Raw genomic sequence first — 25,184 nt, 5'->3', positions numbered from 1 at the left:
GCGCGGGCGACAATCATCACGCCGGGCTCGGGCCCGTATCAGCGCAAGGAGGAGTTATGTCTGAGGTTGTGAGTTACGCCCGCGAGGGACAGGTCGGCGTCATCACCGTCAACTACCCACCGGTCAACGCCCTGAGCCACGCCGTACGCAGCGGACTGCTGGACGCCCTGCATCAAGGACAGGCAGACGATGAGGCCAAGGCACTGCTGCTGGTATGCGAAGGCCGCACCTTCGTCGCGGGTGCCGACATCCGTGAATTCGGCAAGCCCATGCAGGAACCCGGCCTGCCCAGCGTCATCGACGCATTCGAGAACAGCAGCAAGCCGATCGTTGCCGCCCTGCACGGCACGGCTCTCGGCGGCGGTCTCGAGCTCGCCCTGGGCTGTCACTATCGCGTCGCCATGCCGACGGCCAAGGTCGGCCTGCCCGAGGTCAAGCTCGGCCTGCTGCCGGGTGCCGGCGGTACCCAGCGTCTGCCTCGCCTGAGCGGCGCGCAGAAGGCGCTGGAAATGATTACCACCGGTGACTTCGTCAGCGCAGACGAAGCACGCGAATATGGCATCGTCGACGCCACCGAGGACGGCTCCAGCATCGCCACGATCGGTCGTGCCTATGCCGAGAAGGCGATCAACGAAGGCTGGCCGACACGCCGGGTACGCGATATCACCGACAAGCTCGAGGCGGACAAGAACAGTGGCGTGTTCGACGAGTTCCGTGCCAACCTGCAGAAGCGCGCCCGCAACCTCTTCTCCCCCTTCAAGTGCGTCGATGCCGTGGAAGCGGCCTTCAAGCTCTCCTTCGAAGACGGCATGCAGCGCGAGCGGGAACTGTTCATGGAGTGCATGGAGTCACCGCAGCGTGCCGGACTGGTCCACGCCTTCTTCGCCGAGCGTGAAGTCTCCAAGGTACCGGATCTGGCGCCCGACACCCCGGTTCGCGACATTAACCGGGTGGGCATCATCGGCGCCGGCACCATGGGCGGCGGTATCGCCATGAACTTCGCCAACGTCGGCATCCCGGTGAAGCTGCTGGAAGTCAAGCAGGATGCGCTGGATCGTGGGCTGGCCGTGATCCGTCGCAACTACGAGAATACCGCCAAGAAGGGCCGCATCACGACCGCCCAGGTCGAGGAGCGCATGGCGCTGATCGAGCCGACCCTGAGCTACGACGATCTGGGCGACGTCGACCTGGTCATCGAGGCGGTATTCGAGGACATGGGCGTCAAGAAGCAGATCTTCGGTCAGCTCGACAAGGTCTGCAAACCCGGCGCCATTCTCGCTTCCAACACCTCCACGCTCGACATCGACGAGATCGCCTCGGCGACCCAGCGCCCCCAGGACGTGGTCGGCATGCACTTCTTCAGCCCGGCCAACGTCATGAAGCTGCTCGAGAACGTGCGCGGCGAGAAGACCGCCGACGACGTCAAGGCCACCGTCATGGCCCTGGCCAAGCGCATCAAGAAGGTCGGCGTGCTGGTGGGCAACTGCTACGGTTTCGTCGGCAACCGCATGCTGCACCGTCGCGGTGCCGAGGCCATGGAACTGGTCAACGACGGCGCCACGCCGCAGCAGGTCGACAAGGTGCTGACCGACTTCGGCTTCCCCATGGGCCAGTTCGCCATGTCGGACCTGGCGGGAATCGACGTGGGCTACCGCATTCGTCAGGAACGCCGCAAGGCGGGCGAGGACATTCCGCCGAGCTGGGCCGACAAGCTGGCGGAGCAGGGCCGCCTCGGCCAGAAGACCCAGGCGGGCATCTACCGCTACGAGGAGGGCAGCCGCAAGCCGATTCCCGACCCGGAAGTCGACGCGCTGATCAACGAATTCCGCCAGGAGCAAGGCATCACGCCCCGCGAGTTCAGCGACCAGGAGATCCTCGAGCGCTGCCTGTACGTGATGATCAACGAAGGCGCCAAGATCCTCGAAGAAGGGGTCGCGGCGCGTTCGCTGGATATCGACATCACCTGGATCTATGGCTACGGCTTCCCCGCCTATCGCGGCGGTCCGATGTTCTGGGCTGACCAGGAAGGGCTCGACAAGGTGCTCGCCGGTATCCGGCAATTCCATGAAAAGCTGGGCGGCGAGCAGTGGAAACCCGCCGCATTGCTCGAACGCCTGGTGAAGGAAGGCAAGCGCTTCGGCGATCTCTGATCCATCTCCACCCGGGGCCGTCCAGGACGGCCCCACCCTGCCCGCGACAACTTACAACGATTCAACGGAGCATTCCCCATGTCTGAAGCTGTCATCGTCTCCACGGCGCGTACCGGCCTGGGCAAGTCCTACCGTGGCGCCCTTAACAACACCCACAGCGTCGACATTGCCGGCCATGTCATTCAGCAGGCCGTTCAACGCGCCGGTATCGACCCGGCAATCGTCGAGGATGTGATTCTCGGCGCCACCTTCCATGAAGGCGCCCAGGGCAAGAACATGGCGCGCCTGGCCGCGGTACGAGCCGGCTTGCCGGTCACCACCGCCGGGCTCTCCATCAACCGCTTCTGCAGCTCGGGCCTGCAGGCGATCACCCTCGCCGCCCAGCGCATCGTCTCCGAGAAGGTGCCGGTCATGGTCGCCGGCGGCGTCGAGTCCATCAGCCTGGTGCAGAACGACAAGATCAATCAGTTCCGCGCCACCAACGAATGGCTGATGAAGCACAAGCCCGAACTCTACCTGTCGATGATCGAGACGGCCGACATCGTTGCCAAGCGCTACAACGTCAGCCGCGAGGCCCAGGACGAGTACGCGCTGATCAGCCAGCAGCGCACCGCAGCAGCGCAGGAGGCCGGACGCTTCAACGACGAGATCGTCCCCTTCACTACCACCATGCTGATGAAGGACAAGGAGACCGGCGAGGTCAGCGAGCGAGAAGTGACGCTCACCAAGGATGAGTGCAACCGTCCCAACACCACGCTGGAAGGTCTGGCCGGCCTCGAACCGGTACGCGGGCCGGATCAGTTCGTCACCGCCGGCAACGCCAGTCAGCTCTCCGATGGCGCCTCGGTCTGTGTGGTCATGGATTCCGTCTACGCCCAGAAGAACAACATCGAGCCGATGGGCATCTTTCGCGGCTTCGCCGTGGCCGGTTGCGAACCGGACGAAATGGGCATCGGCCCGGTCTATGCCATTCCTCGCCTGCTCGAGCGCACTGGCCTGAAGATGGATGACATCGATCTCTGGGAGCTCAACGAAGCGTTCGCCTCCCAGGTCGTGTACTGCCGCGACAAGCTGGGCATTCCCATGGACAAGCTCAACGTCAATGGCGGTTCCATCGCGGTCGGCCATCCCTACGGCGTCACCGGCTCACGCCTCACCGGCCATGCCCTGATCGAAGGCAAGCGCCGCGGTGCCAAGTACGTGGTGGTGACCATGTGCATCGGTGGCGGCCAGGGCGCAGCAGGGCTGTTCGAGGTCGTGTAACGACAGGAGGAAGGCCGCCATGGACCAGAAGATCATCAATACGCAGGATCTCGCCTTCCAGCTCTACGAGCTCCATCGGGTCGAGAACCTGCTGCGCTTCCCGCGTTATGCGGATCACAGCCGCGACACGCTCGACGCCGCGCTCGAGCTGGCCCTGAAGGTGGCCAACGAGGCGTTCGCCCCGCACAACCGGCTGGCGGATGACGAGGAACCCCGCTTCGAGAACGGGCGCGTCGTGATGCGTCCGGAAGTGGGAAAGGCGCTGAAGATTCTCGCCGAGACCGGCCTCATGGCGGCCGGACAGGATTACGAACGTGGCGGCATGCAACTGCCGACCGCAGTGGCCCTGATGTGCGTGGGCATGCTCAAGGGCGCCAATGTCGGCACGCAGGCCTACGCCGGCCTGACCATCGCCGCTGCCAACCTGATCCTGGCCCACGGCAGCGAGGCGCAGAAGACGCGCTTCGCCAATCCCATGCTCGAAGGGCGCTTCTTCGGCACCATGTGCCTGACCGAGCCGCATGCCGGCTCGTCGCTGGGCGATCTGCGCACCCGGGCCACACCGGCCGATGACGGCACTTACCGGCTCACCGGCCACAAGATATTCATCTCCGGCGGCGATCACGAGCTGAGCGAGAACATCGTGCACATGGTGCTTGCCCGCCTGCCTGACGCTCCGCCGGGAGTCAGAGGCATCTCGCTGTTTCTGGTCCCCAAGTACCTGGTCCATGAGGACGGCTCGCTGGGCCAGCGCAACGACGTGGCGCTGGCCGGACTGATTCACAAGATGGGCTATCGCGGCACCACCTCGACCATGCTCAACTTTGGCGAAAAGGACGGCGCGGTGGGCTATCTGGTGGGCGAGCCCCACAAGGGGCTGGCCTGCATGTTCCACATGATGAACGAGGCGCGCATCGGCGTCGGACTAGGCGCGGTAATGTTGGGTTACACCGGCTATCTTCACGCGCTCGACTATGCTCGGGATCGCCATCAGGGCCGCCCCCTGAACGAGAAGGACCCGACCACCGCTCAGGTGCCGCTGATCGAGCACGCCGACATTCGCCGCATGCTGCTGGCCCAGAAGGCCTATGTCGAAGGCGGCCTGTCGCTGTGCCTGTTCGGCGCCACGCTGGTCGACGAGAAACAGCATGGCGAAGATGCCGAGCGGCGCGAGACTGCCGCCGGCTTGCTGGATCTGCTCACGCCGATCATGAAGTCCTGGCCGTCGCAGTTCTGCCTGGAAGCCAACAGCCTGGCCATTCAGGTCCATGGCGGCTACGGCTATACACGGGAGTATCCGATCGAGCAGTTCTACCGCGACAATCGCCTCAATCCCATTCATGAAGGCACCCACGGAATTCAGGGGCTCGACCTGCTGGGTCGCAAGGTGCTGTTGAACGACGGACGCCCCTATCAAGCGCTCGTGTCCCGCATCCGCGAGACGATCCAGCAGTGCCAGGCCACGGAGCTCGCCGATAACGCCCGCCGGCTGTCCAATGCCCTCGACTCTCTCGAAGCCGCCACCGAAGCGCTGCAGCGGGTACGCCGCGAGGGGGACAATGCTCGCGGGCTGGCCAATGCCTCGCTCTATCTGGAAGCCTTCGGTCACACCGTCATCGGCTGGCTGTGGCTGCGCCAGGCGCAGTGCGCGCAGCAGGGCCTCGCCGAGGGCGGCCCGCAGACACCGGCTTTCTACGCGGGCAAGCACAAGGCCTGCGACTACTTCTGCCGTTATGAGCTGCCGCGCGTCACGGCGCTCGGCGACATTCTGCGTGACGCCGACAGCACTGCACTGGAAACGCAGCCGGACCATTTCTGAGCCGTTCACGGCTGCACCTCATCCGCCGACCGGCCCCGCTGGAGCCGGTTCCGTCAAGGTCGACAAAGGGAAGCGATACCATGACACGTGAAGCCAAGGCAGTGGTCTGCCGGGACTGGAATCAGCCGATTCAGGTGGAAACCATCCAGGTTTCGCCACCGAAGCGCAACGAGATCATGATCAAGGTGGCTGCCTGCGGGGTATGCCATAGCGATCTTTCCGCCGCCACCGGCAAGATCCAGTTTCCCCCTCCCCTGGTGCTGGGCCATGAAGGCGCCGGTCGGGTGGTGGCCGTGGGCGAAGGCGTCACCGCCTTCAAGGAGGGCGACGCCGTCATCAGTTCCTTCATTTCCATGTGCGGCAAGTGCCGTCAGTGCGTGCGTGGCCGCCCGGTGTTGTGCGAGAACGCCGCCAAGGCACTGATCACCCTTCCCGATGGCACCGTGCGCACTCACGACAGCCAGGGCAACGCGCTCAACGTGTTCGGCGCCTGCGGGGTGATGGCGGAGTACGCCACCCTGCACGTCGACAACGCGGTGAAGATCGACCAGAACGTGCCGCTGCAGAATGCCGCCCTGGTAGGCTGCGCAGTGATGACCGGGGTCGGCGCGGTGTTCAATACCGCCCAGGTGGAGCCGGGCTCGCGCACCGCTATCTTCGGGGTCGGCGGTGTCGGTCTCAATGCCATTCAGGGCTGTCACACCGCGGGGGCGGAGATGATCGTTGCCGTCGACACCAACCCCGAAAAGCTCGAGATGGCCCGTCAGTTCGGCGCGACACATACCGTCAATGCCAGCGAGGAGGCCGACGCCGCCAAGGCGGTCAGGAAGCTGACCGGGGGCGTCGACTATGCCTTCGAATGCGTGGGCGCCGGTGCAGTGGTCGCCCAGGCTTACAAGTCGCTGGCACGCGGCGGCACGGCCGTGGTGGTGGGCGTTGCCGACCCGGCCGACAAGACTTCCATCGGGACCTTCTCGCTGCCTGCCGATGAACGCACGATCAAGGGCAGCTGGCTGGGCTCGGCGCGCCCGCAGTACGACTTCCCACGGATCCTCGCCCTCTATCAGGCCGGCAAGCTCAAGCTCGACGAGCTGGTGACCCGTACCTACTCCATCGATGACGCCCCCCAGGCGTTTCTCGACATGGAGAAAGGCATCAACGCACGCGGCGTGATCGTGTTCGACTGAGCCGGCCCGCCGGATAACGAGGACGAAAGATGAAACGTATCGACAAGCTGTATATCGACGGGCGCTGGGAAGATTGGACCGGCGACATGATCGAGGTTCACGAGGCGGCCACCGGGCAGACGCTGGCCGCGATTCCCTCCGGCAACCGCGAGGCGATGGAACGCGCCATCGCCAGTGCCGACAAGGCTTTTGCGCAGTGGTCGCAAAGCTCGCTCGATCAGCGTCTCGACGTGCTGAATCAGCTTCACGAACAGCTGGAAGCCCGTGGCGACGAGATCGCCGAAGCGATCTGTCGCGAAGTCGGCATGCCACTGAAACTGGCCCGCCAGATACAGGCGGGTCTGCCGGCCGTGATCACCAAGAGCTATCTCAAGATGCTGCCGGATTTCCCGTTCACCGAAACCGTGGGCAACTCGGAGATCCAGTATGCGCCGGTAGGGGTGGTCGGCTGTGTGACGCCGTGGAACTATCCGCTGCATCAGGTGATCCTCAAGGTCGTGCCGGCGCTCGCCGCCGGCTGCACCGTGGTGCTCAAGCCCAGTGAAGTCGCCCCGTTGAGTGCCTTTCTGCTGGCCGAAATGCTCGACGCCACGGACCTGCCGGCGGGCGTGTTCAACGTGGTGTCGGGCTATGGCCATGAGGTCGGCGATGTGCTGATCCACCACCCCAAGGTGAAGATGGTCTCCTTCACCGGCTCCACCCGCACCGGGCAGACCATTGCCCATGCGGCGGCCGACGACTTCAAGCGCATCGCACTGGAAATGGGCGGCAAGTCGGCCTCGGTGGTACTGCCGGATGCCGACCTGAAGGCTGCCGTCAAGGGCACGGTCAACAACTGCCTGCTCAACTCGGGGCAGACCTGCACCGCGCTGACCCGCCTGCTGGTCCCGATGAACAGGCATGACGAGGCCTGCGAACTGGCCCGCGAGGCCGTGGCCAAGATGACGCCCGGCAACCCGCTGGACGAGAGCACCCGCCTCGGCCCGCTGGCCTCGGCGGTACAACGCGATCGGGTACTGGACTACATCCGGCTCGGCATCGAGGAAGGCGCCACGCTGGTGTGCGGCGGCACCGAACCCCCCGAGGGGTGCGAAGAAGGCTTTTTCGTCAGGGCGACGGTATTCGGCAATGTCGATCCGCAATCGCGCATCGCCCAGGAAGAGATCTTCGGGCCCGTACTGTGCATCATTCCCTACGAGAGCGAAGAACAGGCCATCGAGATCGCCAACGGCACGCTCTATGGTCTCTCCGGCGCGGTCTGGTCGGGCGATCAGGAGCGCGCCAGGAGCATCGCCGGCCGCCTACGCACCGGCCAGGTCTTCGTCAACGGCGGCGCCTTCAATCCGCTGGCGCCGTTCGGCGGCTTCGGCCACTCCGGCATCGGCCGCGAGTTCGGCAAGTGGGGGCTCGAGGAGTTTCTCGAGGTGCGTGCCCTGCAGCTCTGAACCGTACGGCATGAAAAAACCGGAGCCAAGGCTCCGGTTTTTTTGTGTTCCATGGTGCTGGAACAGTGCCGTCAGAAAAGCGTGTTCGGCAGATAGGTGGCAATTTCGGGGAATATCATGATGATTCCCATCCCCACGAGGTTGACGATCACGAAGGGAATCACCGACCAGTAGATGTCTCGCATGGTGATGCTCGGCGGCACGATGCCCTTCAAGTAGAAAAGATTGAAGCCGAAAGGCGGCGTCATGTAGCCGATCTCCATGTTGATCACGAACAGGATGCCGAACCAGATCGGATCGAATCCCAGCGAGCTCACGATCGGCAGGAATACCGGCAGGGTGATCAACATGATGCCCACCGGATCGAGCAGCATGCCCATGAAGAATACGATGGCAATCATGGTAATGATGATGCCCCAGCGTCCGCCCGGCAGATTCATCATCATGTCTTCGATCAGCATCTGGGCGCCCATGCCCTGATAGGCGGCACTGAAGGCGTGAGCGGCAAACAGGATCCAGGCGATCATGCCGGTCAGCTTGAAGGTGCGGATCGCCGCTTCCTGAAGGATCTCCCAGTTGAGCTTGCGGTATACGGCCGCCGAGATCAGCGCGCCGAGCACGCCCATTGCTGCCGCCTCGGTCGGCGTGGTGATACCGCCAATGATCGAACCCAGCACCATGACAACGATACCGATCGGCAGCAGCACGGCGCGCACCGCACGCAGCTTGTCACCCCAGCTGCCCCGCTCCTCCGGTGGCAGGGCCGGTGCCATGTGCGGCTGGAGATAACTGCGCAACAGCACGTAGCTCACCGACAGAACGACGAGCAGGATCCCCGGCAGAACGCCCGCGGCGAACATCTTGCCCACCGAGACGCCACTGATCATGGCGTAGAGAATCATCATGATGCTGGGCGGAATCAGGATGCCCCACCCGCCTCCGGTGTTGATGCAGCCAAGCACCATGCGCTTGTCATAACCGCGCTCCAGCATGGCGGGCAATGCGATGGTCCCCATCGCCACGACGGCGGCACCGCTGATCCCCACCATGGCGCCGAAGATGGCGCAGATCCCCAGTGTGCCTATCGCCAGGCCGCCCCTTACTCCGCCGCACCAGAGATGCATCATGCGATAGAGATCACGGGCCACCCCGGTACGCTCGAGCAGCATCGCCATGAACACGAACAGCGGAATCGCCACCAGAGTGAAGCTCTCCATGGTCCCCCACATCTGGGAGGCCACCATGTAGAAGGAGTCTACCCCCCAGGTGAAATACAGGAACAATACCGAGACGCCACCCAGTACGAAGGCCAGCGGCAACCCCAGGACCAGAAAGAAGATCAGCGTCAGGAAGAACAGCAGTGTGGTGATTTCAATACTCATCACAACTCCTCCACCGAGGTAGAGGAGTCGGACGCATCCTTGACGGGTTCAAGATTGAGCGCAATCAGAATGTCCTCAAGCAACTTGGCGATGCCCTGCAGCAGCAGCAGCATGGTGCCGATGGGAATGGCCGCCTTGATCGGCCAGACGGGCGGGTTCCACGCAGAATAGGACGTCTCCAGGCCATGAATGGATTCCCAGGCCATGGAGCTACCGAAGTAAAGCAGGGCGAGCGTGAACAAGAAGAACATCGAGGAAGTGAAGATATCGACCCACGCCTGCGCCCGGCGCGGCAAGGTGCTATAGAACAGATCCACATTCACGTGCCCCCGATGGGCCATGACATAACCTCCCGCCATGACCACGTAGAGACCGAACAGCATCTGTCCCAACTCATTGGTCCAGGAGGTCGGCGCCGAAAACACGTACCGCATGAAAACTTCGAAGATCAGCAACAGAAAGATGATGAATATCAGGTACGCGACCCACCGGCCGATAACGTTGTTCAGCCGGGTTATTCCGTTGATGTACGCATGAACCAGGCGCATGGCTAACCCCGCGACAGGATTGAATGAATAAAAAACGGGTCCCGTCAGGCCGGTGGTCCAACAGGCATCGGTGACACCCGGTGGAGACGGTCGGACGAGGACCCGCGAGCCCGTACTGGATTACAGGTAGCCGAGATCGCCGAGGAAGGACTTCAGCTTCTCCAGCGCTTCTGCCGCCTTTTCGCTACGCTTGCCCTCTTCGTCCCATGACTGCTGGGCAATTTCGGTCAGGCGCTTCTGAACGTCCTCGGGCAGCGTGTTGATCTGTACGCCCTGCTCCTGCATCGCCTTGGCCAGAGCGACGCGCTCCTGATACTGATACTCGTTGGTGCGGTACCAGAACTGCTCGTCCAGCGCCTGCTTGACGATTTCCTGATCCTTCTCGGAGAGCTTGTCGAGTGCCTTCTGGCTGACGATGATGACGTCGGTTCCGGCGATGTTCAGGGCCGGCTTGACGTGATACTTGGCCACTTCGTACAGGCTCATGCTGGCGGCGCCCTGCGCGGCTCCCCAGTGAGCGCCGTCGACGACGCCGGTATCGAGTGCCGGGTAGAGTTCGCTGCCAGGCAGATAGGTGGTGGAGGCGCCCGCCTCATCCAGGAATTTCTGCAGCGCACCGGAGGAACGGATCTTCAGTTTCGTGAAATCTTCCCAGCTGTTGATGGGATTCTTCACGACCATCTCGGTGGGATAGACCTTATCGGTAGCCCAGTAGACCCCGTACTGGGCTGCCTCGTCCTGGAGCATCTTCTCGAAGCCGAGATTCTTGTGGAAGTAAGCGGCTTCCCAGACATTGTGAAACGCGAACGGCAGACCGGAGGCGATACCCGCCAGCGTCATCTTGTCCTGAGCGTAGCCCGGCGAGATGGTGCCCATCTGGAGGATGCCACGGCTGACGGCATTGAAGGTCTCTTGCGCCTTGAACAGGGCTCCCGCCTCGAAAAGCTGAAGCTGTACGCGGCCTTCGGTGCGCTCCTCGATCACATTCTTCAGGCGTACCAGGCTATCCTGATAGGAGCTACTGGCACTCGGCCAGTGAGACTGCACGCGCCACCGAGCCACGTCCTGCGCGGCAGCCAATTGGGGCAACATGCTGGCTGCCGTCAGCGCGACAGCGCTGGCGGGTACCAGGATTTTCCTGAACAGGGGCATGAACTTCATATTGGCATCCTCTAGCTAGTAGTTTTTATGGCTGTCCAAGTCGTAGGGTTACGCATATTCCGCTATGCAGAACCGTTTATTGCATGGTGAATGGAAACTACCATACGTAACATTGATTTCAATATCGCTTTTGGTCGAAAGAGCTCTTGCCGGTATGCCCTGCAGTGTTTGTGCCCATCCTCTTCAGGCACATTCCGCCGCGATCTCAGTGGGGCAACCAAGTTGACTTAACGATCGGCAATATTTAATGCTGCATCAGGAAGAGCGCATGATAAGTTCTCATGCATCACCCAACACGGAACACACCCACCACCGAGAGACGGAGCGTACCCTCCTCTCGCTGTTTCATGCATTTGCAATTGGCAGTCACTGCGGTGCTCGCTGGACCCGATTGCCATCGGCGGCGCCACTCAGTCGCCATGGCTGCCACCTTTCTGCCATTTTCCAGGAAATGAAATGGTATTCCGAATTTAAAACATACCGCATCGTTAAACGTCAACCATAACCCTCTCACCCCACCGTGACACCACCGCACACGAAAAGGGTCTGCCCGGTGATGAAGCCGCTGCGCTGATCACAGAAGAAACTGACCGCCTGGGCCACATCCTCTGGCTGCCCCATACGCTTGAGGGGAACGTTGTCGATAATGCGACGGGCCCGTTCGGAGTCCGGCGGGTTGTTCTGCCAGAACGCTGTGGTCGCGATGGGGCCGGGGGCCACGCAATTGACCGTAATGCCATCTGCCGCCAGCTCCAGTGCCCAGGTGCGTGACATGGATTGCAGGGCACCTTTGGTCGCGCTGTAGATGCTTCGCGCCTCCTTTCCCAACACGACACGACTGGTATTCATGACGATACGGCCGAAACCTTCCTCACGCATGACGGGGGCCACGGCCTGGGTACAGACCAGAGCACTGCGGACATTGAGTTCCATGAGTGCCGTGAAATCCTCCAACGTGGCATCTTCCAGCAATGCCGGGCGCACCAGGCCGACATTATTGACCAGTCTCGTCACCCGGTGGCGGTGGGCCAGTTCCGTCATCAGATTGCGCGTCTGTTCTGCGTCGCTCAGATCCAACTGATGAAATTCGCTCAGCGATTCCGCTTCCGGCGGCAGAATATCCAGCACAATGACGCGATAGCCGTCCTGTTGTAGACGCAAGGCGATTGCCTGACCGATATTGCGGGCGCCCCCGGTAACGATTACGCAAGGTTTTGACATCTCATCATGCTCCGGAAAGTTATTCAGAATTAGCGCAACAATAAACCAAAGTTTTATAAATGAACGTTAGCTAAACAAGCGACAAGCAATTGCGCACTTCCAGAGCTATTCAATAGTTACCTTGGCTTTTTTCTTATTGCCACACCCGGCGACAGCTACAAATAAACCCAAAGTCCAATTGCCAAAAAATTAAAACATCCATTCAAGGATAGAAGCTTGAACTGAATTCTCTCTCTCCCGTAGATTTGACATGTTAGCACGAACATTAATTCGCAAAGTGAACAAACCTGAAGCCAACATCGACGGTATTTATAATGAAAAAAGTTCTGACACGTTTCGCCAGTGTCATGGCACTAGGTGTAGCCGCGACTCTGTCCTTCACCGCTACCAGCCAGGCGGCTGAGGAATGGCCGACCGACACGATTCGGCTTGTCGTGCCCTATGCAGCGGGAGGCACAACGGACATCCTGTCACGCAAGGTGGCTGACCTGTTGCAGAAGGAACTCGACACGGTCGTCGTGGAAAACCGTCCGGGCGCCGGTTCGACCATCGCCACCGGGCAGCTTGCCCGCGGAGGACGCAACTCGGACCACACCATTCTGATGGCGTCACCGGGCCATACCATCGGACCGGCGATCTATCCCAATCTGCCGTACGATCCGGTCGAGGATTTCCGCTTCATTCGCAACATCATCAAGATTCCCAACGTCATGGTCGTGCCGGCCAATAGCCCATACAACAGCGTGGCGGAGTTCATCGAGGCTGCCAAAAAGCAGGAGATGGCCTTCAGCTCCAGCGGTGTGGGCAGCTCCATCCATATGTCCGGTGAGCTGTTCAAGACACTGACCGACACCCAGATGGTTCATGTGCCCTTCCGCGGCAGCGGCGAGGCCCTGCCGGCACTGCTCAGCGGCGACGTCGACGTCTCTTTCGAGAACATGCCGACCGTGCTGCCCCATATCAAAGCCGGCAAGCTCAAGGCCCTGGCCGTGACATCGGCAGAGCGCTCCAAGTATCTTCCCGACGTGCCCACCCTGCGCGAGACGGGCGCCGACGAAGACCTGGAGAACTTCACCACCAATGCCTGGTTCGGCCTGATTGCCAACAAGGACATGCCTGACGTGGCGGTAAATCGGCTCCAGGAAGCGCTGGATAAGGTAATGGCCAGCGAAAGCTTCCAGGCTTTCCTGCCCCAACTGGGCGCGACCGCCGCCGAAGAAGAGGGCGACGCGTTCCGTGATTACGTCAAGTCCGACCTCGAGCGCTGGAGCAAAGTGGCCGAGCAGGCTGACATCAGCAATTGATCGAGCCGCAGGGGGCCAGGCGTCCCCTGCGATTTCTGTTGGAGTTCCTCCCGCATGACGACATCCAAGATCGAGACAGCGCACTCCCGACACACCTGGGCCAACCTCAACACCCTGCTGGGCGCCCTGCTGTTGTTCATTTCGATCGGCTTCATCTTCTATCTGGTACCGCACTACATCAATGAGCCGCCGCGGCTCAACAACCCCATGCTGTCGCCGCGCTGGTTGCCGGCCGTGACCGGCTGGATCGTACTGGGCTTGTCGATTCTCCTGCTTCTCGAAGGTTGCCTGGCACCGCCGATTCCTGCCGACCGGAGCGGCCAGGAGTCCGCGCCGCGTATACGCTGGGTGCTGCTGCTCGCAGCCTTTGCCGTTTACGTCCTATGTTTCGAACTGCTGGGTGCCATGGCTGCCGGTATCGTCGCGACACTGGTGCTGTTCGCTGCGCATCCGATCCGTCAGCCCTGGATCTACCTGCTCGGTATCGTTCTGCCCATCGCCGTTACATGGCTATTCATTCATCTGCTCAATGTCCCGCTTCCTGCCGGACAGCTTTGGGGCTAAGTTCCCGCAACGCCGCAGTCGCCACGTCTCTTCTTACCGTTATCACCTATCTACTCAGGAAATTTTGTTATGGATGGTTTTCATGAGGTGCTTGAGCTGTTCCTGAGCGTGCACAACTTCATTGCCATCGCAGTCGGCGTTGTGATCGGCGTGGTAGTGGGTGCGATTCCCGGCCTGACCGCCACCATGGCCGTTGCCCTCGCCCTGCCGTTCACCTTTGCCCTCGAACCGATCACCGCCATCCTGCTGCTGGTCGGTATCTACAAGGGCGGCATGTACGGCGGCTCGATTACCGCCATTCTGATCCGCACGCCAGGCTCCCCGGCCTCGGCCTGCACATTGCTCGATGGCTATCCGCTGGCCCAGCAGGGACACGCCAAGAAGGCGCTCAAGATGGCGCTCTATTCGTCCTGCATCGCCGATGTCATTTCCAACATCGCGCTGATCTTCTTTGCTGCCTATCTCGCCAAGATCGCTCTCAACTTCGGGCCGCCGGAATTCTTCTGGCTCATCTGCTTTTCGCTGACCATCATCGTCTCCATCGCCGGCGAATCGGTGGTCAAGGGGTTGATCGCCGCCTGTCTGGGCATCATCGTCTCGACCATCGGCCTGGACATGGTCTACGGCACGCAACGCCTTACCTTCGACAACTATAATCTGATGGACAGCGTTTCCTTCGTTCCGTTGCTGATCGGGCTCTTTGCCATTCCCGAGGTCATCGACTTCTACGTCAAGAAGGCCCAGCCGCATATTCGCTCTGCCGTGACCGGCAGTGGCTTGTCCTTCAAGGAGCTCAAGCGCTGCATGACGACCATCGTTCGCGGCAGCCTCATCGGGGTGATCATCGGTGCCATCCCCGGCACGGGAGCGACGGCGGCGGCGTTCATCTCCTACGGCGATGCCAAGCGGCGCTCGCGCCACAAGGACAACTTCGGCAAGGGAGAGGTCGAAGGGGTGGCCGCCTCGGAAGCGGGCAACAACGGTGTGGCCGGCGCCACGCTGATTCCCCTGCTGTCGCTGGGGATCCCCGGCGACGTGATTACCGCCATCATCCTCGGCGCCTTCATGATCCATGGATTGACGCCGGGGCCGGTGCTGTTCCAGGAGAATCTGCCGCTGATCTACGCCCTCTTCTGCGGCATCCTGCTGAGCTCGGCAGTCCTGTTCGTGGTGGGCAACGTGGCGATTCGCTACTTTTCGCTGATCGCCGAGATTCCCAAGTCGATCCTGCTGCCCATCGTGCTGATGTTCTGCGTCTATGGTTCCTATGCCGTCAACAACAACACCTTCGATATCGGCCTGATGCTGTTGTTCGGTCTGGTCGGCTTTATCTTCAACCGTACCGGGTTCGCGACGGCTCCCTTCCTCATCGGCTTCATCCTGGGCCCGATGTTCGAGGACAACCTGCGCCGTACCCTGCTGATCGGCGGCGGAGATCCTTCGTTCTTCTTCCGCGGCCCGATCACCTGGTTCTTCATTGCCCTGACGATCGCCTCACTGGCTTTCGCCATCCGCCGGTACTGGAAAGACAGTCGCGCCCAGGCCAAGCAGAAACGACTCTCTCAAACCTCATGAATGCAGCTCCCCAATAGTCAGGATGAACGCATGAAAGCCATCGAAATTACCCGCTACGGCGCCCCTGACGTCCTGCAGCTCACCCGGCGCCCCACGCCGCAGGCCGCAGCGGGCGAGGTCCTGATCCGGGTCGCGGCCTCGGGGATCAACCGCCCCGACGTTTTCCAGCGTCTCGGCAATTACCCGGTGCCCGAAGGCATAACTGACATTCCGGGCCTGGAAATCGCCGGCGAGATCGTCGGGGGGGATCTGTCCCACCCCGACAACCGCTGGGGCTTGAAAGTGGGAGATCGGATCTGCGCCCTGGTTCAAGGCGGCGGTTACGCCGAATGGTGCAACGCGCCCCTGGCTCAGTGCCTGCCCGTTCCCGAAGGGCTCAGCGACATCGAAGCGGCCGCACTGCCCGAAACGTTCTTTACCGTGTGGAGTAATGTCTTCGAACGCGGCGCACTGGGCCAGGGGCCCCGTGGCAGGGAGGAGGTCCTGCTGGTACAGGGCGGCAGCAGCGGCATCGGGACGACGGCCATTCAGCTGGCTTCGGCGCTGGGCTATCGGGTCCTGACCACGGCGGGAAGTGCAGAAAAATGCCGGATCTGTGAACGTCTCGGTGCAGAGCGTGCCATCAACTACCGGGAAGAGGATTTCGTGGAAGTGGTCAAAGCGTTGACTGCGGATCGCGGTGCCGACGTGGTTCTCGATATGGTGGGCGGTTCTTATATTGCCCGCGAGCTCGACTGCACCGCCGATGACGGACGCATCGTGCTAATCGCCCTGCTCGGCGGTAACCGGGCTGACATTCCGCTCGGCGACATTCTGCGCCGTCGTGTCACGCTCACCGGTTCCACGCTTCGCCCGCGCCCCGTCGAATTCAAGGCGGCCATAGCGGCAAGGTTGAAAGAGCACGTATGGCCGTTATTGAGCAGTGGTGCGATCAGGCCGGTCATCTATCGCACCCTGCCGGCCCCACAAGCGGCAGCGGCCCACGCCATCATGGAATCCAGCGAACACATCGGAAAGATCGTCCTTACCTGGTGACCCATCGGCTTCGCACTTCCACTCGCTGGCACGTAGAATGCGCCATGATGAGCCGGGGTGCAACGTTGGTTCGCCCGATGCCGGTCAGCCATGAGGCGAGGTACAGGCCAACTGCGCCAGCGCCCGCGCGGTTCATGTCATTGCCAAGCGTGGGCATGAAGTCATCGTGCGCGTGGATCAGGCCAACCGGCTTTGAAAGGCAAGCCGACCCGACGTGTGGTGAAGCGCGCTCGCCGGGACCATCATGACTTCCTTCTAAGCCTCTTTTCCGGTAAAGCGCAATGCCCCACACGCGATGAACCATAAAAAAGGCCCGGCACAAGGGCCGGGCCTTCAACGATTCAAGTACTGCGGCAAGTCCTCAGGTTCCTTGGCATTGGTGGCATCCTGCCGCTTGTGCCTCCTTCCCTGAGCCTCGATCTTCCTGATCGCGCACTTCCTTGCACTGGCGACCTCCCTGGCCGCTACTCACCGCATGAACTCACATTAGCCGTCTCGCTCCAATACGGCAAAACCTGTTTGGTTCCATTTCGTTAAATTAAGTGTATTTCCCATGCGCTTCGTACTGCTTGCCTAAACTAAAGACGGATGGCATCAAATCACCTCGTGATACCCTGCCGGGACTCGCCATAGCCTGCCGAGATACGCGATTGACAGCCCGCCATAAACGGATAATGCCGAGTGCCTCGGCTACGTTATGCTCCAGACGAAACTGTTGACTACCCTAGAGACAGTAATGGTTCGAAAGGAGTCGATCATGGCAGAGCAAACCATCGAAGTGCGTGAAGTCAACGAGTCAGGTGACGATACAGCAGGCAGGTACGAAGTGTTCGACACCGATACGGGGATCAGTATCGGCATATACGATACGAAAGCCGAGGCCGAGAGTCGGGCTGACCAGATGCGATCGATAGACGTCGAAGCTCTTAACCAGGATGCTAGCGTGCCCAGAGACGACTCCAACGTCAGCTAGGCGCGGATCCGTGCGCACCGCACCACATCGCCCCTATTTCAGGATTGGAGAGACGCCATGTCTGACTATCCCTACGCAATCCGCGAAATCAGCAATCCGAAAAGCGGTTCAGGCCTACAGTATGAAGTCTACGACCCGGACACGGGGGGCACTATCGGCATATTCGATACCGAAAAGGAAGCGAGAATGCGCGCCGAGAAAATGGAAGAAATCGCTGACCAGGAAGGGGTGGATGAACCGGACATTCCCAGGGATGACCCGGCAACCGGCTGAGCTGAAATCAGGCAGACAACAGCCAGGCAGACAATAGCCAAGCAGACAAGAAAGGCGCTCAAGGAGCGCCTTTCTTTCAGAACCTTGCCAGAACCCGGCAGAGCTTCCTCTATCAACCGAAGACCCCGCCCCAGTGCATGACGGTGGCGATGGTGAGAGCGGCAATAGGTAGAAGATCAACGATTGCTCGCATGATGGTTCCCCGTTTAGTTTTGTGTTTATTTTGAGCTGAATGTAACCCTTGTAAACACAAACATTAACAAAAATGGCTAAACGAGGCCAGACGAATTTCTTGATGTCATCAGATGAGTCGAATTCAGCATTTTTCATGTCACTCGCCTGCGCGCTGCATCCACCGAAATTGTCCATGCCGCTGCGAGGATGCGACGTTTGGCTACAGTGAAGAATGCCCCGGTAGACTAAACTGTCCTCGGGCTGTTCGAAATAATCGAAAAGCAGCCAAGGAGAAGCCATGGTCAGTGCCAAGAAGCATTTCGTCTCACTGGGTATCGTCGCTGTGCTTTCCGCTGTCGCTTCAGTTTCAGCCGCCGCCCAGCAGGAACAGCAAATGGCGGAGCCTACTCCCCGCGACTCCCACATGGAACAGTTTCACAAGGATCAGATGAAGCCGGCCGTCAGCGTCAACGATCAGCTCGATAACGCTTATCGACATGGTTACGGCAATCAGGATGTCATGTCCAAGGAACCCGCTGATGCCCAAAACAATCAGGGCAGCGAGAGCGCCGACCAAGCCAATCAGAACGGTGAAGGGGGTCCCTACAATGCTCAGGGAGGCTAACGTCACGCCGAACGGCGAACGTTAAGGAAGGATGCGCAGAAAATGACGAGATGATGTGAAGCCCGTGTGGCGCGGCCTGGCGGAAGAGCGTGGGAGTCGAACCCACCAGGGACCGCTGGCAGCCCCTACCAGATTTGAAGTCCTGTTCACTGTTAATTTTAGCCTTCACACCATAGATAACGAAAAAAAATGGGTATAAAATCCGCTTAACGCAACCAAGGAAAAGCGGGCATGCTCAAAAAAGAATTAATCCAATTTGTATGTAGCAATCTTCCAAAGGCTGTACTGCTAGAAGCTGAGACACGCATCACACAAGCTTTTGCTACTTCAGATGAGGCTGCACGTCAACGCTATAAGCATGTGCCGTTGATCGGACCTAGGACTCAGCTACGCCACTTCGATGTTCAAGAAGCTATTTTGGCAATGCAAGAAGTTGAGGGCGCTACAGTGGCAAACATGCCGACCAAGCCTAAAGGAGGCTTCTACGCGCTGATAAGAGCAGGTCACCTTTGTCTTACAGTTACAGTATGCGCAAGCGACAAAACTGTTAGAGAAAGTATTTTTCGCCAGCACCTGCAGAGTTTCAATAAGCGACTTGATCATCACATAGGAGATCTTTTCTACGAAGTTCCTCCTCATCTAGGCCCTACAGAACATACACTACATGCATTGATCATTCCTGTTGCGAACAAAAAGTTAACAGGCGATCACACTACTCCACTATCCATCGTTATAGCCATTCCATATAGTAATGGAAAAGGTTTCCATCTAGTTGCTTCTCTTCCTGAAATATATGCCAGCTATTCGGAAGAAGATACGACTATACAAGATACAGCATATCCGAAACTGCGCGAAAGTATGCGTCGCTCTGAAGAGGATGGCGTAGTAGATCTACCAGAGCAGGATGAATAAGATGAATAAGAGAGTTTCACTATGAGAACGGGTGTCGTCGGCTTTCAGCCAGCAAGGCTTGGCCAGCTCCGCCGTGCATTCAATTTGACTCAAAAAGCTCTTGCAGAAAAGATAGGCCGAGCTGTTAGCAATATTTCGAAGTGGGAAAAAGGACATCAAGCTCCTGAAGCTGATGTCTTTAATCGCATATGTGAGATATTTGGCGTTTCTTCTAATTGGCTACTAACACCCACGCCGCTTAACACCAAGGATAGAAGTTCATCTCCATTCTTTTTCCGCTCACAAACTAGCGCAACGAAGACCGCTAGAGAGTTAGCTGAAATTAGATTGCAGTGGATGCAAGAAATCTCTTATGAGCTTCAAGAGAGTATTGACTGGCCAGAACTTAATGTTCCACATCTCAACGAAACTGACTGCCGTTTGATTTCAGACGAAGAGATAGAAGAGATGGCCGATCATTGTCGCGACATTTGGGGACTTTCACGGGGCCCTATTCCAGACATAGTCCAGGCTATGGAGAACGCAGGAATCATATGCTCTCGCGCGGCACTTGGCCATTTAAAGATGGATGGCGTCTCGAACTGGTCTGATTTAGACGGAAGGCCTTATGTTCTAATCTCGTCAGATAAAGCCAATGGTATTAGGAATAGGTTTGATGTTGCTCACGAGCTAGGCCACATAGTGCTGCATAAGCACATTACCAAGGACCAGTATAACGACCCAGTGTTGTATAAACTTCTTGAGAACCAAGCTCATAGATTCGCCAGCGCCTTTCTTATGCCTTCTGAAAGCTTCCCGCTAGAAATAAGCTGGCCAACCCTAGAAACTTTCCTCGCTGTTAAATCTCGCTGGAAAGTTTCAATTGGAGCAATGATTGCTCGCTGTAGGGACTTAGAAATAACCAATGAAGCAGTAACGGAAAGATTATGGAAAGGACGCTCTGCTAGAGGCTGGGTTAAGCAGGAGCCTCTTGACAAAGAAAGTCGCTTTGAGCAACCAAAATTGCTCATGCGTGGCGTGCATATGCTAGTAGACCACCAGGTACTAACTAAGCACCAGCTGCGAGATATTCTTGGGTTGCCAACTGAGATTACTGAAGAATTATGCAATTTAAGGAAAGGGTATTTTGACATCAGCCCTGAACAAAATGTCGTACCTCTAAAATTTCGAAAAAAAGAAAAATCAAACAGAACATCTTTCAAAGAAGCAGAAGTAATAAATTTAAATAAAAGAAAGTAAGCATATCCTCCTTGATTAAAAACCCGCTCCAGCAGCGGGTTTTTAGTGGCAAGTTATTTCCAGTCAACCCTTAATTTCAATGATTAGTTCAACTGTACTAATCATAGCGTAACTGTGTTTAAAACTAACAATAAGGTAGCCCATGGGTAAGATCAGATCGCCGATCTGGGAGCCGCCACCACACGGACCCTGCCCAAATTGTGGCGGGTCCGGCGAGTATCGGGGCATGTTCCACATGAGCCCTTGCGCTCACTGCCACGGTACCGGCTACGCGGCCGAAGATGGCGAAACCCTCCCTCTAGAAGACCTGATCGCAATGATCAGCCAGCGGCGCAACGAATGGCGCCAGCGATACCAACGTCTGCTGCATACCCCTGGGGTCCGAGAAGCCGCCGAAGCCCATGCCAAAAAACAGCGAGAGCAATCGCTTGAATAGGCAATGGGCTACGGTGCAGGAAAATACAGCGGAGATTGAACATGGCCGAGGCTATGGATTACAGCAGCGAAGACTTCATCGAACCCACCGAGGCTGCAAAGATTCTGCACGTGAAAACGAGTACGCTTGCCGTCTGGCGCTCAACGAAGCGCTACAACTTGCCCTACTACAAAAGCGGCAGATGGGTACTGTATCGGCGCAGTGAGTGCCAGCAATTCGTCCAAAACAGCCGGGTTTCGTTTAACTGAAATATATGTCGAGCGTAGCCCCGGAGAAAAGCAGCAGACTTGGAAGGGTACGCACAAGGAAGTATGAATATGGTGGGAGACCAGATGTGGCGCGGCCTGGCGGAAGAGCGTGGGAGTCGAACCCACCAGGGACCGCTGGCAGCCCCTACCAGATTTGAAGTCTGGCCGCCCCACCGGGGGTCGATGCTCTTCCTCTCGCGATACTCTTCTCCTCGCCATACCGCTTCGACGAGTTGTCAGTACCACATGTCCGAACGCCGGATGACGTGGTCATCCCGAATGCGCCGCGTGAAACCGAGTCTATCAAAAAATTCAAGGATTTGTATTGCCAATTTGCGTCCGGTACCGATACGGTCACGAAAATCCGCTGCCCGTGCCGAACCGTGCATCGCGACAAGTTCTTCGACAATCATCGCCATGTCGCGGACTGAGGATGCCATGAAGAAATGGTCACGTCGAACATGATATACCTCGCCCAGCCGGGCACAGGCGATCAGCAGCTCGCGGATTCGTTGCTCTTCTACCCCTTGCATCGCGGCGATATCGCGCACCCGCGGCGGCTCGAAACGGCACTCTTCGAGCAAAGGACGAATCGTCTGCCACAAACGCTCATCCGCTTCGTCGAGGCCCGCCTGATGGCCCGGTAGCGCCACGAAGGCATTGTGCTGTTCGATGCGCCCTTTTCGGATCAGACTATTCAACAACGGGCGAAACAGGGCGCTGGGCAGATTGGGCATGACCTGACGGCGCAAACGCTCACGCTCGGTTCCCAACATCGCCGGCTCACGTTCGTGATTGTCGGCAACCACCGCAACGATACGCGACTCCAGCCCCTCGAGTGCTGACCGGGAAAAGGCGCGCATGTCTCCCTGAGCCGTCACGATCCTGCCGCCCAAGGCCTCGACGGCACCTGCCAGCACATCCGTGTCGCGATTGACATTGCGGGCCAGCGCAGCCAGATCAAGTCCATCGGAGTGCAGTTCCAGTGCCGCCTCGAGTGGACGCTCCAGATCATAGGGCGCCCCAGCCTGGGCACTGTCGCGCAGAGCAGCAAGCCAGGCCAGACGCTTCTTTGCTCGCTGGCCTCGCCGCGGCGGTGCTCCGTCAAGTACCACCCCGCCTCCCAACGTGGCCTGGGCGCCATGATCGCGAATCACGACACGATCCCCCAGGCAGGCATGTACCGGCGTGTCCAGTACCAACTGGCCTAGCATCGCACCGCCCGGTGCGAGACGCTGACCTTCGAGCAGTGAAACGCGCCCCGTGACATGGGTGGCGCCGAGGTGGATATGGACCGGCGTCCAATGTTTCAGCGCCTCGGCCGTGCCCAGCAGTTCAAGCTGGATGTCTACACGCTGCAGAGCCGGTGTCTCCAGCGCATCCGACACGATCCATCCGCCCCGCCCGATCACCTCCCGGTCGATGCCGGGACCGGCAAGATTGAGTGCCAAGCGGTCGCCCTGGCGAGCGACGTGGCTGGCTCGATTCTGTCGTCTCAGCCCGCGCACGCGGGCCTTGAGACCGGAAGGAAACAACCGCACGGTTTCGCCCTCCTCGATCGTGCCGGCCACCACGGTTCCGGTCACGACCAGACCGGCACCGCTCTTGGTGAAGGCACGGTCGACGGCGAGGCGGAAATGTCCGGTAGCAGCCGTCTCATGCTGCCGGGCAGCCAATGACCATAAATAGTCACGCAGCGGTTCGATGCCTTCACCACTGCGGCTGGACACGTCGAAGATTTCAGAGCCTGCCAATGACGTGTCGGCGAGCAGTGCGGTGATCTCCCGTCGGACTTCCTGACGACGCGCCACGTCGACCAGATCGCACTTGGTGAGGGCCACGACGCCATGAGCCAGGCCGAGTAGCTTGAGAATCTGGACATGCTCGAGCGTCTGGGGCATCACGCCATCATCGGCCGCCACCACCAGCAAGACGGTGTCGATACCGGCACTGCCGGCCAGCATGTTGGGAATGAACTTTTCATGCCCTGGCACATCCACAAATCCCAGATCGATATCCGCCTCGACTTCCGGGTAGGCATAGCCCGCTTCGATGGTCAGTCCACGCGCCTTCTCTTCCTTCAAACGATCGGTATCGACGCCAGTCAGGCGCTGAATCAAGGCTGTCTTTCCATGATCGACATGTCCTGCCGTTCCGACAATCATGACCTGGCCTCGCTCATTGCACGGACGAATTGCGGTTTTAGCTCATCGAGTTGCGCAACGAAAGCTCGTTCCTCCGCCTCCCCCGCCAGACAGCGCATGTCGAGACGCAGGGCACCATCGCTCAGGCGTCCGATGACGGGACGCGACAGCTGGCGAAACGCTGCTTCCAGATGTCGTAATATCCGCTCTCTCGTGATGCGATCACGGGCTTGCGGACGCCAGGTCAATGCCCGGCTGGGCAGACGATCCACCGGCAGCGCCCCGCTGCCAAGCTGACTCATGCAATCCTCGAGTGTCACCTCGATGTCTTCCAGCAGCCCCTGCGTAGCTGCCAGCATGCGCTCTCCGCAGGCCTGGATGGCCTCTTCGGTACGCGTCATGAGTGCCAAGGTGGGAATTTCCCGCTCCGGCGCCTCACCATGGCTATAGATTCGCAAAGTGGCTTCCAGAGCGGCCAGCATCATCTTGTCGAGTCGTAGCGCACGCTTGAGCGGGTGTCGCTTGATGCGCTCGATGCACTCGCGCTTGCCGACGATAATGCCTGCCTGCGGGCCCCCGAGCAGCTTGTCGCCGCTAAAGGTCACCACATCGGCGCCATCCGCAATGGCCTCGCTGGGGAGTGATTCGTGAGGCAGCCCCAGCGCGGAAAGATTGATCAGCGCACCGCTACCGAGATCGATTACCAAGGGAACGTCATGTTCATGGGCGATGCGGGCAAGCTCGCTTTCAGCAACGCTCTTGGTGAAGCCGGTGATGGCGTAGTTCGAAGTATGAGCCTTGACGATCAGCCCCGTTTCTGAATTCAGCGCATCACGGTAGTCGTGAGTGTGAGTACGGTTGGTGGCACCCACCTCGCGCAAGCGACACCCCGCTGCCGTCATGATGTCCGGCATGCGAAAGGCGCCACCGATCTCGATCAGCTCACCCCGCGAGATGATCGCCTCGCGTCCGGCGCCGAGAGCCCCGAGCGTCAGCACCACTGCTGCGGCATTGTTGTTGACGACGGTTGCCGCCTCGGCGCCGGTGAGCTCGCAAAGCAGCTCTTCCACCAGGCTGTCGCGGTCGCCACGCCGGCCGCTGGCCAGATCGTACTCCAGTGCAATGGGATAGCGTGCCGCCCGGGTGAGCGCCTCGATGGCCGCTTCGGCCAGGGGGGCGCGGCCAAGATTGGTGTGAATGACCGTGCCGGTCAGATTGAAGACCGCTCGCGCCCTGGGGCGTGTCAGTACTGACAATGTCACGAGACAGCGCTCGGCAAGAGCCTCCTCCGACGCCGGTTCCTCCCCCTCATTGTCATTCATGTTTCCCAGACGTGAGCGCTCGGCAACGAGCGTTTCGCGTATGGCCCGCACCACCAGGCGGCGACCATGCTGAGCCAGGCTCTGCTGCAGTGCCGGATGTGCCAGTAGCGTATCTACGGCAGGCAACCGACGGCGACTATCGGCTTGGGTCTTCTCGTTCATGTCGTCTCGATCTGTATTTCTC

21 protein-coding genes and 2 tRNA genes are annotated in these 25,184 nt (G+C 59.5%); 15 read left to right on the top strand and 8 right to left on the bottom strand.

The annotated features are described in order from the left end of the window. The first annotated feature begins 56 nt into the window (after window positions 1-56). The 5 genes from ACYQ12_RS09050 (at window position 57) to ACYQ12_RS09030 (ending at window position 7,864) form a co-directional block, all read left to right on the top strand. Window positions 57-2,150, top strand: a complete 2,094-nt coding sequence (locus ACYQ12_RS09050) for a 3-hydroxyacyl-CoA dehydrogenase NAD-binding domain-containing protein (RefSeq protein WP_459870464.1) — start codon at window positions 57-59, stop codon at window positions 2,148-2,150. A gap of 78 nt (window positions 2,151-2,228) precedes the next feature. Then, window positions 2,229-3,413: an acetyl-CoA C-acyltransferase gene (locus tag ACYQ12_RS09045; protein ID WP_459870461.1), complete on the top strand. Its 1,185-nt coding sequence runs from the start codon at window positions 2,229-2,231 to the stop codon at window positions 3,411-3,413. A 19-nt stretch (window positions 3,414-3,432) separates the two neighbouring features. Next, window positions 3,433-5,232 (top strand): acyl-CoA dehydrogenase, encoded by a 1,800-nt coding sequence (locus tag ACYQ12_RS09040; protein WP_459870459.1) that lies wholly within the window; start codon window positions 3,433-3,435, stop codon window positions 5,230-5,232. Window positions 5,233-5,312: 80 nt separating this feature from the next. Then, window positions 5,313-6,419, top strand: a complete 1,107-nt coding sequence (locus ACYQ12_RS09035) for a zinc-binding dehydrogenase (RefSeq protein WP_459870457.1) — start codon at window positions 5,313-5,315, stop codon at window positions 6,417-6,419. A 29-nt stretch (window positions 6,420-6,448) separates the two neighbouring features. Then, the gene (locus ACYQ12_RS09030; RefSeq protein WP_459870454.1) at window positions 6,449-7,864 is read left to right on the top strand and encodes an aldehyde dehydrogenase family protein; all 1,416 of its coding nucleotides are present in this window, start codon (window positions 6,449-6,451) and stop codon (window positions 7,862-7,864) included. Window positions 7,865-7,935: 71 nt separating this feature from the next. Here ACYQ12_RS09030 and ACYQ12_RS09025 read toward each other — a convergent pair whose 3' ends face one another. The 4 genes from ACYQ12_RS09025 to ACYQ12_RS09010 all read right to left on the bottom strand — a co-directional run bounded on the left by ACYQ12_RS09025 (window position 7,936) and on the right by ACYQ12_RS09010 (window position 12,176). Continuing rightward, window positions 7,936-9,246, bottom strand: coding sequence for a TRAP transporter large permease (locus ACYQ12_RS09025; protein WP_459870451.1), 1,311 nt, complete (start codon window positions 9,244-9,246; stop codon window positions 7,936-7,938). Further along, on the bottom strand, window positions 9,246-9,794 hold the full coding sequence (locus ACYQ12_RS09020) for a TRAP transporter small permease subunit (protein ID WP_459870448.1): 549 nt from the start codon (window positions 9,792-9,794) through the stop codon (window positions 9,246-9,248). The genes ACYQ12_RS09025 and ACYQ12_RS09020 overlap by 1 nt, the downstream gene beginning before the upstream one ends. A gap of 120 nt (window positions 9,795-9,914) precedes the next feature. After that, a complete protein-coding gene (dctP, locus tag ACYQ12_RS09015) occupies window positions 9,915-10,955 on the bottom strand; it encodes a TRAP transporter substrate-binding protein DctP (RefSeq protein ID WP_459870446.1) in 1,041 nt (346 codons plus the stop codon). Window positions 10,956-11,465: 510 nt separating this feature from the next. Continuing rightward, the gene (locus ACYQ12_RS09010) at window positions 11,466-12,176 is read right to left on the bottom strand and encodes an SDR family NAD(P)-dependent oxidoreductase (RefSeq protein ID WP_459870443.1); all 711 of its coding nucleotides are present in this window, start codon (window positions 12,174-12,176) and stop codon (window positions 11,466-11,468) included. Window positions 12,177-12,490: 314 nt separating this feature from the next. Here ACYQ12_RS09010 and ACYQ12_RS09005 point away from each other — a divergent pair, with 314 nt between their 5' ends. The 7 genes from ACYQ12_RS09005 to ACYQ12_RS08975 all read left to right on the top strand — a co-directional run bounded on the left by ACYQ12_RS09005 (window position 12,491) and on the right by ACYQ12_RS08975 (window position 18,699). After that, window positions 12,491-13,480, top strand: a complete 990-nt coding sequence (locus ACYQ12_RS09005; protein ID WP_459870440.1) for a Bug family tripartite tricarboxylate transporter substrate binding protein — start codon at window positions 12,491-12,493, stop codon at window positions 13,478-13,480. Window positions 13,481-13,534: 54 nt separating this feature from the next. Beyond that, window positions 13,535-14,044 carry a tripartite tricarboxylate transporter TctB family protein gene (locus ACYQ12_RS09000; RefSeq protein WP_459870437.1) on the top strand — a complete coding sequence of 170 codons (510 nt, stop codon included), beginning with the start codon at window positions 13,535-13,537 and terminating at the stop codon, window positions 14,042-14,044. A 69-nt stretch (window positions 14,045-14,113) separates the two neighbouring features. Then, complete coding sequence (locus ACYQ12_RS08995) at window positions 14,114-15,619, top strand: tripartite tricarboxylate transporter permease (RefSeq protein WP_459870434.1); 1,506 nt, start codon at window positions 14,114-14,116, stop codon at window positions 15,617-15,619. A gap of 30 nt (window positions 15,620-15,649) precedes the next feature. Continuing rightward, on the top strand, window positions 15,650-16,654 hold the full coding sequence (locus ACYQ12_RS08990) for an NAD(P)H-quinone oxidoreductase (protein WP_459870432.1): 1,005 nt from the start codon (window positions 15,650-15,652) through the stop codon (window positions 16,652-16,654). A gap of 757 nt (window positions 16,655-17,411) precedes the next feature. Continuing rightward, a complete protein-coding gene (locus tag ACYQ12_RS08985) occupies window positions 17,412-17,627 on the top strand; it encodes a hypothetical protein (protein ID WP_459870430.1) in 216 nt (71 codons plus the stop codon). A 57-nt stretch (window positions 17,628-17,684) separates the two neighbouring features. After that, window positions 17,685-17,900 carry a hypothetical protein gene (locus ACYQ12_RS08980; RefSeq protein WP_459870427.1) on the top strand — a complete coding sequence of 72 codons (216 nt, stop codon included), beginning with the start codon at window positions 17,685-17,687 and terminating at the stop codon, window positions 17,898-17,900. A 472-nt stretch (window positions 17,901-18,372) separates the two neighbouring features. Beyond that, on the top strand, window positions 18,373-18,699 hold the full coding sequence (locus ACYQ12_RS08975) for a hypothetical protein (protein ID WP_459870424.1): 327 nt from the start codon (window positions 18,373-18,375) through the stop codon (window positions 18,697-18,699). A gap of 77 nt (window positions 18,700-18,776) precedes the next feature. Here the strand turns inward: ACYQ12_RS08975 and ACYQ12_RS08970 are convergent. Further along, window positions 18,777-18,867 (bottom strand) — tRNA-OTHER (locus tag ACYQ12_RS08970). 63 nt (window positions 18,868-18,930) lie between these two features. Between ACYQ12_RS08970 and ACYQ12_RS08965 the strand changes: the two genes are divergently transcribed. From ACYQ12_RS08965 to ACYQ12_RS08955, 3 genes are all read left to right on the top strand, one after another. After that, a complete protein-coding gene (locus tag ACYQ12_RS08965) occupies window positions 18,931-19,611 on the top strand; it encodes a hypothetical protein (protein ID WP_459870421.1) in 681 nt (226 codons plus the stop codon). A 21-nt stretch (window positions 19,612-19,632) separates the two neighbouring features. Further along, window positions 19,633-20,850: a helix-turn-helix domain-containing protein gene (locus ACYQ12_RS08960; RefSeq protein ID WP_459870418.1), complete on the top strand. Its 1,218-nt coding sequence runs from the start codon at window positions 19,633-19,635 to the stop codon at window positions 20,848-20,850. A 477-nt stretch (window positions 20,851-21,327) separates the two neighbouring features. Beyond that, the gene (locus ACYQ12_RS08955) at window positions 21,328-21,534 is read left to right on the top strand and encodes a helix-turn-helix domain-containing protein (RefSeq protein WP_459870415.1); all 207 of its coding nucleotides are present in this window, start codon (window positions 21,328-21,330) and stop codon (window positions 21,532-21,534) included. Between the two features lie 97 nt (window positions 21,535-21,631). Here the strand turns inward: ACYQ12_RS08955 and ACYQ12_RS08950 are convergent. From ACYQ12_RS08950 to selA, 3 genes are all read right to left on the bottom strand, one after another. After that, window positions 21,632-21,727: transfer RNA gene (locus ACYQ12_RS08950), tRNA-Sec, on the bottom strand. A gap of 43 nt (window positions 21,728-21,770) precedes the next feature. Further along, complete coding sequence (selB, locus tag ACYQ12_RS08945) at window positions 21,771-23,654, bottom strand: selenocysteine-specific translation elongation factor (RefSeq protein WP_459870412.1); 1,884 nt, start codon at window positions 23,652-23,654, stop codon at window positions 21,771-21,773. A 41-nt stretch (window positions 23,655-23,695) separates the two neighbouring features. Further along, on the bottom strand, window positions 23,696-25,162 hold the full coding sequence (gene selA, locus ACYQ12_RS08940; protein WP_459870410.1) for an L-seryl-tRNA(Sec) selenium transferase: 1,467 nt from the start codon (window positions 25,160-25,162) through the stop codon (window positions 23,696-23,698). Window positions 25,163-25,184: the final 22 nt, after the last annotated feature.

This window comes from Halomonas shantousis, assembly GCF_054654615.1.
The sequence above is the reverse complement of the archived record's forward strand: the minus strand, read 5'-3'. Positions and strand labels throughout refer to the sequence as shown.

What these genes read in the sequence shown, in the direction of transcription:
- ACYQ12_RS08975 (WP_459870424.1), top strand. Translation starts at nt 18,373, where the DNA reads ATGGTCAGTGCCAAGAAGCATTTCGTCTCACTGGGTATCGTCGCTGTG.
- ACYQ12_RS08955 (WP_459870415.1), top strand. Translation starts at nt 21,328, where the DNA reads ATGGCCGAGGCTATGGATTACAGCAGCGAAGACTTCATCGAACCCACC.
- ACYQ12_RS08990 (WP_459870432.1), top strand. Translation starts at nt 15,650, where the DNA reads ATGAAAGCCATCGAAATTACCCGCTACGGCGCCCCTGACGTCCTGCAG.
- ACYQ12_RS09010 (WP_459870443.1), bottom strand. Translation starts at nt 12,176, where the DNA reads ATGTCAAAACCTTGCGTAATCGTTACCGGGGGCGCCCGCAATATCGGT.
- ACYQ12_RS08980 (WP_459870427.1), top strand. Translation starts at nt 17,685, where the DNA reads ATGTCTGACTATCCCTACGCAATCCGCGAAATCAGCAATCCGAAAAGC.
- ACYQ12_RS08995 (WP_459870434.1), top strand. Translation starts at nt 14,114, where the DNA reads ATGGATGGTTTTCATGAGGTGCTTGAGCTGTTCCTGAGCGTGCACAAC.
- ACYQ12_RS09045 (WP_459870461.1), top strand. Translation starts at nt 2,229, where the DNA reads ATGTCTGAAGCTGTCATCGTCTCCACGGCGCGTACCGGCCTGGGCAAG.
- ACYQ12_RS08965 (WP_459870421.1), top strand. Translation starts at nt 18,931, where the DNA reads ATGCTCAAAAAAGAATTAATCCAATTTGTATGTAGCAATCTTCCAAAG.
- ACYQ12_RS09030 (WP_459870454.1), top strand. Translation starts at nt 6,449, where the DNA reads ATGAAACGTATCGACAAGCTGTATATCGACGGGCGCTGGGAAGATTGG.
- ACYQ12_RS08985 (WP_459870430.1), top strand. Translation starts at nt 17,412, where the DNA reads ATGGCAGAGCAAACCATCGAAGTGCGTGAAGTCAACGAGTCAGGTGAC.
- ACYQ12_RS09040 (WP_459870459.1), top strand. Translation starts at nt 3,433, where the DNA reads ATGGACCAGAAGATCATCAATACGCAGGATCTCGCCTTCCAGCTCTAC.
- ACYQ12_RS09000 (WP_459870437.1), top strand. Translation starts at nt 13,535, where the DNA reads ATGACGACATCCAAGATCGAGACAGCGCACTCCCGACACACCTGGGCC.
- ACYQ12_RS09005 (WP_459870440.1), top strand. Translation starts at nt 12,491, where the DNA reads ATGAAAAAAGTTCTGACACGTTTCGCCAGTGTCATGGCACTAGGTGTA.
- ACYQ12_RS09025 (WP_459870451.1), bottom strand. Translation starts at nt 9,246, where the DNA reads ATGAGTATTGAAATCACCACACTGCTGTTCTTCCTGACGCTGATCTTC.
- ACYQ12_RS09020 (WP_459870448.1), bottom strand. Translation starts at nt 9,794, where the DNA reads ATGCGCCTGGTTCATGCGTACATCAACGGAATAACCCGGCTGAACAAC.
- ACYQ12_RS09035 (WP_459870457.1), top strand. Translation starts at nt 5,313, where the DNA reads ATGACACGTGAAGCCAAGGCAGTGGTCTGCCGGGACTGGAATCAGCCG.
- ACYQ12_RS09050 (WP_459870464.1), top strand. Translation starts at nt 57, where the DNA reads ATGTCTGAGGTTGTGAGTTACGCCCGCGAGGGACAGGTCGGCGTCATC.
- ACYQ12_RS08960 (WP_459870418.1), top strand. Translation starts at nt 19,633, where the DNA reads ATGAGAACGGGTGTCGTCGGCTTTCAGCCAGCAAGGCTTGGCCAGCTC.
- selA (WP_459870410.1), bottom strand. Translation starts at nt 25,162, where the DNA reads ATGAACGAGAAGACCCAAGCCGATAGTCGCCGTCGGTTGCCTGCCGTA.
- dctP (WP_459870446.1), bottom strand. Translation starts at nt 10,955, where the DNA reads ATGAAGTTCATGCCCCTGTTCAGGAAAATCCTGGTACCCGCCAGCGCT.